This window comes from Nonomuraea sp. MTCD27 (genome assembly GCF_041950495.1).
Classification (GTDB): Bacteria; Actinomycetota; Actinomycetes; order Streptosporangiales; family Streptosporangiaceae; genus Nonomuraea.
This window is the reverse complement of sequence record NZ_JBGNUW010000031.1, coordinates 116,502-122,501: the sequence shown is the minus strand read 5'-3', so window position 1 is coordinate 122,501 and position 6,000 is coordinate 116,502. Positions and strand designations below refer to the sequence as shown.

Below are 6,000 nucleotides of genomic sequence, written 5' to 3'. Positions count from 1 at the left end.
AACGGACGCGTACACCCTCACCAGAACCACTCACGCGGTCCCCGCTCGGAGGCGCTCATTTCGTTTTGTTGTGCTTCGTTCGTTGTGTCTTAATTCTTTCAGCCGTTCAAGTCCCTGTCAAATTGACAGGACCCGCTCGACCTGCAGGAATTAAGCCGCGCCCCCTTTCGGGGACAACCCCTCTAACTTACCAGCACGTTGACCGATCTGCGAATCGATCTCCGGACCCGCGAGTCTGAAGGGATTGCCGACGACCACGCCACAACACACCAAAGTCACCGGAGTGAAGGAGGAGGGTTGCGCCGCACCGCGTCGGCTCCTAAAGATTAGCAGCGCTCCCGACCTCTCGTGCCGCTTCGCCGCGTTCTCCGGCAACAGAACGATCACGACCGAACATAGACTCCCCCCGTGAGCAGTAACACGCCGCCAGTGGCGAAGAAGGTCCCTACGGAGCGCACCCATCACGGCGACACCGTCATCGACGAGTACGCCTGGCTGAGCAACAAGGAAGATCCAGACACCACCGCCTATCTGGAGGCGGAGAACGACTTTCTCAAACAGGAGACCGCTCACCTCTCCGAGCTCCAGGAGCAGGTGTTCCAGGAGATCAAGGGCCGCACCCAGGAAACCGACCTGTCGGTGGCCAGCCGGAAGGGCGCGTGGTGGTACTTCACCCGCACCGAGGAGGGCAAGCAGTACGCGGTCTCCTGCCGTGTCCCCGCTGACAGCGACGCGCCCCCGGAGATCACCCCGGGCGTGCGGCTCGAACGGGAGCAGGTGATCCTCGACGGCAACGAGCTCGCCGGCGACAGCCCGTTCTTCTCGATCGGCACCAGCTCCGTCACCCCTGACGGGACGATGCTGGCCTACTCGACCGACTTCAAGGGCGACGAGCGTTTCACGCTGAGGTTCAAGAACCTTGAGACGGGCGAGCTGCTCCCCGACGAGATCGCCGACATCTTCTACGGAGGCGCCTGGTCGGCCGACGGCTCGGCGTTCTTCTACACCCGCGTCGACGACGCCTGGCGTCCCTACCAGGTCTACCGGCACACCCTCGGCACCCAGGAGGACGTGCTGGTCTACGAGGAGAGCGACGAGCGTTACTGGGTGGGCATCGGGCTGACCCGCAGCGAGCGCTACCTCGTGCTGGGCGCCGGCAGCAAGATCACCAGCGAGGTGCGCATCCTCGACGCCAACGACCCCACGGGCGAGTTCCGGGTGGTCCGTCCCAGGACGACCGGCGTCGAGTACGGCGTCGAGCACGCGGGCGACTTCTTCTACGTGCTCCACAACGAGAACGCCGAGAACTTCGAGCTGGCCACCGCCCCGCTCGACGACCCGGCCTCCTGGACCCCGCTGATCGCGCACAGGGACGACACCAGGCTCCTGGAGATCGACGCGTTCTCCGACCACGCTGTCGTGCACTTCCGCCGCGACGGCCTGACCGGCCTGCGCGTGCTCCCCTACAGCTCCGCCGGGGACACCTGGCGCGAGCGGGTCGAGGCGTCGGAGCGGAACGCGTACGAGATCGACTTCCCCGAGCCGCTCTACGACGTCGGCCCGGCCGGGAACCCGGAGTTCACGACCCGGCGGCTGCGGCTGGCGTACACGAGCATGGTCACCCCGCCCAGCGTGTACGACTACGAGCTGGACACCCACGAGCTGATCCTGCTCAAGCAGCGGCCGGTGCTGGGCGGCTACGACGCGAACGACTACGAGCAGTTCCGCGAGTGGGCCGTCGCCGAGGACGGCACGAAGATCCCCGTGTCCATCGTCAAGCGCAAGGACGCGGCGAAGCCCGCGCCGACCGTCCTGTACGGGTACGGCAGCTACGAGACCTCGATCGACCCCGGGTTCTCCGTCCCGAGGTTGTCGCTGCTCGACCGGGGGTTCGTGTTCGCCGTCGCGCACGTGCGGGGCGGCGGTGAGATGGGCCGGCGCTGGTACGAGGACGGCAAGCTCACCAGGAAGCGCAACACGTTCACCGATTTCGTGGCCGCGGCCAGGCACCTGAAGGCGACCGGCTGGAGCGAGCGGGTCATCGCCAGGGGCGGCTCGGCTGGCGGTCTGCTGATGGGCGCGGTGGCGAACCTGGCGCCGGAGGAGTTCGCGGGTGTCGTGGCCGAGGTGCCGTTCGTGGACGCGCTGAACACCATCCTCGATCCGTCGCTCCCGCTGACCGTGATCGAATGGGACGAGTGGGGCGACCCGCTGCACAACCCCGACGTATACGCGTATATGAAGAGCTACTCACCGTACGAGAACGTGGACGGCCGGCCGTACCCGCCGATCCTGGCGATCACGAGCCTGAACGACACGCGCGTGCTCTACCACGAGCCGGCGAAGTGGATCGCCAGGCTGCGGGCGACCGCGAGCGGCGGGCCGTTCCTGCTGAAGACGGAGATGGGCGCGGGGCACGGCGGGCGCAGCGGGCGTTACGACGCCTGGCGGGAAGAGGCATTCGCGCTCTCCTGGATCATTGAGAGGGGCACGTCATGACATATCAGGCCGACGAGGGGCGCTACGAGCGCCAGCCGTACAACCGCAGCGGGCGCAGCGGGCTCAAGCTCCCCGCGGTGTCGCTGGGCCTGTGGCACAACTTCGGCGACAACCGGCCGATCGAGAACTCCCGGACGATCCTGCGCCGGGCGTTCGACCTCGGGGTGACGCACTTCGACCTGGCCAACAACTACGGCGTGCCGTACGGCTCGGCGGAGCGGAACTTCGGCCGGATCCTGCGCGAGGACTTCCTGCCGTACCGGGACGAGCTGATCATCTCCACCAAGGCCGGCTACGACATGTGGCCCGGCCCGTACGGCGAGTGGGGCTCGCGGAAATACGTCCTGGCCAGCCTCGACCAGTCGCTCCAGCGCATGGGCCTGGACTACGTGGACATCTTCTACAGCCACCGTCCCGACCCGGAGACGCCGCTGGAGGAGACCATGGGCGCGCTGGACCGGGCGGTGCGCTCGGGCAAGGCGCTGTACGCGGGCATCTCCAACTACTCGGCCGAGCAGACCACCCAGGCCGCGCGCATCATGCGCGAGCTGGGCACCCCGCTGCTCATCCACCAGCCGTCCTACTCCATGATCAACCGGTGGATCGAGGGCGGGCTGCTGGACGCGCTGGAGGAGGCGGGGATGGGCTGCATCGTGTTCTCGCCGCTGGCGCAGGGGCTGCTGACCGACCGTTACCTCGACGGGGTGCCGGCCGACTCGCGGGCGGCCACCAGCAGATTCCTGAGCGAGGACAAGATCGACCGGGAGCTGGCGCGCGACCTCAACGAGATCGCCGGGGCCCGGGGGCAGACGCTGGCCCAGATGGCGCTGTCGTGGACGCTCAGGGATCCGCGGGTGACGAGCGTGCTGATCGGGGCCAGCAGCGTCAGGCAACTGGAGGACAACGTGGCGTGCGTGGACGGCCCGGCCTTCACCGAGGACGAGCTGCAGGCCATAGACAAGATCACAGGGCTTCGGACCGCTGGAGGTAGGTGAAGGCGGCCCAGCCGGGCAGCACCGGCAGCCAGAAGGTGAGCAGCCGGTACAACAGCACGGCCGAGGTGGCCAGTTCCTTGGGCACCCCGGCCAGCACCAGGCCGCCCACCAGCGCCAGCTCGACCGCGCCCAGACCGCCCGGTGTGGGCGCGGCCGAGCCGATGGCGTTGGCCGTGAGGAAGACGACCGCCACGGCGGTGAAGCTGATCTCGTAACCGAACGCGGCGATGCAGGCGTCCAGGCACAGCACGAACATGAGGGTGATCATGAGTGTGCCGAAGGACGCCTCGATCATCTTGCGCGGCGACTGCAGCACGTCGAGCAGCCTGGGCAGCACGTTCGAGAAGAGCTTGCGCAGCCGCGAGGTCACCAGGCGGCGCAGCGGCGGCACGCCGAGCACCGCCACGACCAGCACCGCGACCGCGAGCAGCACCAGGACGAGCCCGCGCGACGGCGTGAACGAGGTGGCCGTGTTGGAGCCGGTGATGTAGGCGAACAGCGCCAGCAGCGAGATGTGGAAGACCAGCATGATGAGCTGCGAGGCCCCCACGCTGGCCACCGCGCTGGCCGGCGTGATGCCGCGTTTCTGCAGGTAGCGGGTGTTGATCGCGACACCGCCCACCGCGGCGGGCGCGACCAGCTTGACGAAGGAGGAGGCGAACTGCACGAGCACCGTGCGCCAGAGCGGCAGGTGCTCGGGCACGAAGCCGCGCAGCATCAGCGCGGCCGCCACGAAGCTGGCGAACGAGGCCACCAGCGCCAGCCCCGACCAGGCCCAGTTGGCCGTGGTGAGGACGTGGTAGACGTCCACCTGGCTGAGCTGGGAGAGCACGATGTACGCGGCCAGCGTGCTGGCGATGATCGTGATCAGGGTGCGCGGGCGGAACCGTTCGAGGCGGATCTCCTCGACCTTGCTCTGCGGCTTGAGCGCGACGATGTGCTCGCGGATGCCCGGCAGTACGTTCTTGGCCTTCGCCAGCGCCGCGCGGGTCTCTCTGGTCAGCGCGATGCGCTGGAGCAGCGGCATGGCGGCGGCCAGCGCGTCGGGCCCCATCACGGCCGCCGCGGCGCGCACCGAGCGCTCGGGGCCCACGCGCAGTGACAGGTAGGTGAGGAGCTGGGCGACGTCGAGCCGCAGGAGCAGGTCTCCGGCGGCGACCTCGCCGCTGCGCGCGTCGGTGAGCACGACCCGGCCCGACCGGTCGAGGTGGATGCTGTCGCCGGTGAGCCTGCGGTGCGCCAGGCGCTGGATCTGCAGCAGCTCGACCTGCTCCCAGATCTGCGCGAGCAGCTCGTCGTCGATCTCGGCGTCGGGCACCTCGTCGAGCGGGCGGGTCTCGATGTGCTCGTAGGCGAGCAGCGCGGCCTCGGTGCCGATCTCGCTGGTGCCGAGCAGGCGCGGCGTGCTGGCGCCGGCCGCCTGGGCCGCGTACGCCATGAGCGCCTCGCGTTCGAGCTCGGCCCGCAGCGACCTGATCGCCCGGCGCTTGGTCTCGGAGTTGAGCCGGAAGCGCCGCCACAGCCGGTACGGCAGCCCGGCCACCTGCCGGTCGCGGTCGAGCACGGTGACGTCGAGGCTGGAGCCGTCCTTGAGCCCGATGGCGTAGCGGCGGCTGCCCTGGTGGTCGTCCTCGATGCGGCGGGCGGAGATCGGCGCGAACGACAGCTTGCGCAGCGCGGCCACCACGGCGCTGCCCGCCGGCCTGGTGTTGGGGCTGCCGACGCCGTACAGGGTGGCGTAGCCGATGGCCATGCCCACCAGGACCGTGACGATGGCGCTGGGGATCGTGATCTGGCGGCCGGAGAAGAAGGCCAGGATGTAGAGCGCGATGGTGGCCCACATCAGCATCCGCCAGGTGGGGCGGCGGGAGATGCGGACGGCGGTGGCGTACGCGATCACCGAGGTGAGCAGCGTGTTGAGCGGCTCGATCGTCCTGTCGCCGGTGAGCAGCACGCGCAGGTCGTCGACGTTGCCCGCGACGAGCCACTGCCCGAGCAGGAACGACCCGGCCATGCCCACGATGGCGGCGATCAGCCCTTCGGCGACGCGCAGCCCGTCGCGGTGGAAGACCCGCTCGACGGCGAAGGCCACGGGCACGATGAGCACGGCCGCCCCGCCCAGGAACGCGGCGATCCTGCTGAGCAGCGGTACGAGCTCCGCGCCCTCCTTGACGTCGGCCTCGAGCCCGATGAGCGTCTGCTTGGCGACCAGGGCGAGCAGGATGACCGCGCCGAGCACGATGAGCGTGGCGAAGAAGCGCAACAGGTCGGACGGACGGCGCAGGCGCTGGGGCAGCAGCGGCTCTACGACGTAGACGTCGGTTTCCGCGCGTGACTCAGCCACGGCTGGATCCCCCTCCGCGAGGTCCTCCGTGTCATCTCGTTCCCTGATATCGGCCACCGACAGCGATTCTGCACCTTCCCGGCCGAGACCGTACGATCTCTAACTTCCAGTGTCCTCAATCGTCCCCGCAGTAGTCGCACCGGGCAGGCTACACGCTGGAGT

The 6,000-nt window shown here is 68.8% G+C and carries 3 protein-coding genes; 2 read left to right on the top strand and 1 reads right to left on the bottom strand.

Annotated elements, in window-relative coordinates:
- The first annotated feature begins 408 nt into the window (after positions 1-408).
- Positions 409-2,499, top strand: coding sequence for a S9 family peptidase (locus ACBJ59_RS55265; RefSeq protein ID WP_375118009.1), 2,091 nt, complete (start codon positions 409-411; stop codon positions 2,497-2,499).
- Positions 2,496-3,494, top strand: a complete 999-nt coding sequence (gene mgrA, locus ACBJ59_RS55260) for an L-glyceraldehyde 3-phosphate reductase (RefSeq protein WP_375118008.1) — start codon at positions 2,496-2,498, stop codon at positions 3,492-3,494. The genes ACBJ59_RS55265 and mgrA overlap by 4 nt, the downstream gene beginning before the upstream one ends.
- Here the strand turns inward: mgrA and ACBJ59_RS55255 are convergent.
- On the bottom strand, positions 3,463-5,838 hold the full coding sequence (locus ACBJ59_RS55255; protein ID WP_375118007.1) for a YbhN family protein: 2,376 nt from the start codon (positions 5,836-5,838) through the stop codon (positions 3,463-3,465). The two genes, mgrA and ACBJ59_RS55255, sit on opposite strands and share 32 nt — an antisense overlap.
- Positions 5,839-6,000: the final 162 nt, after the last annotated feature.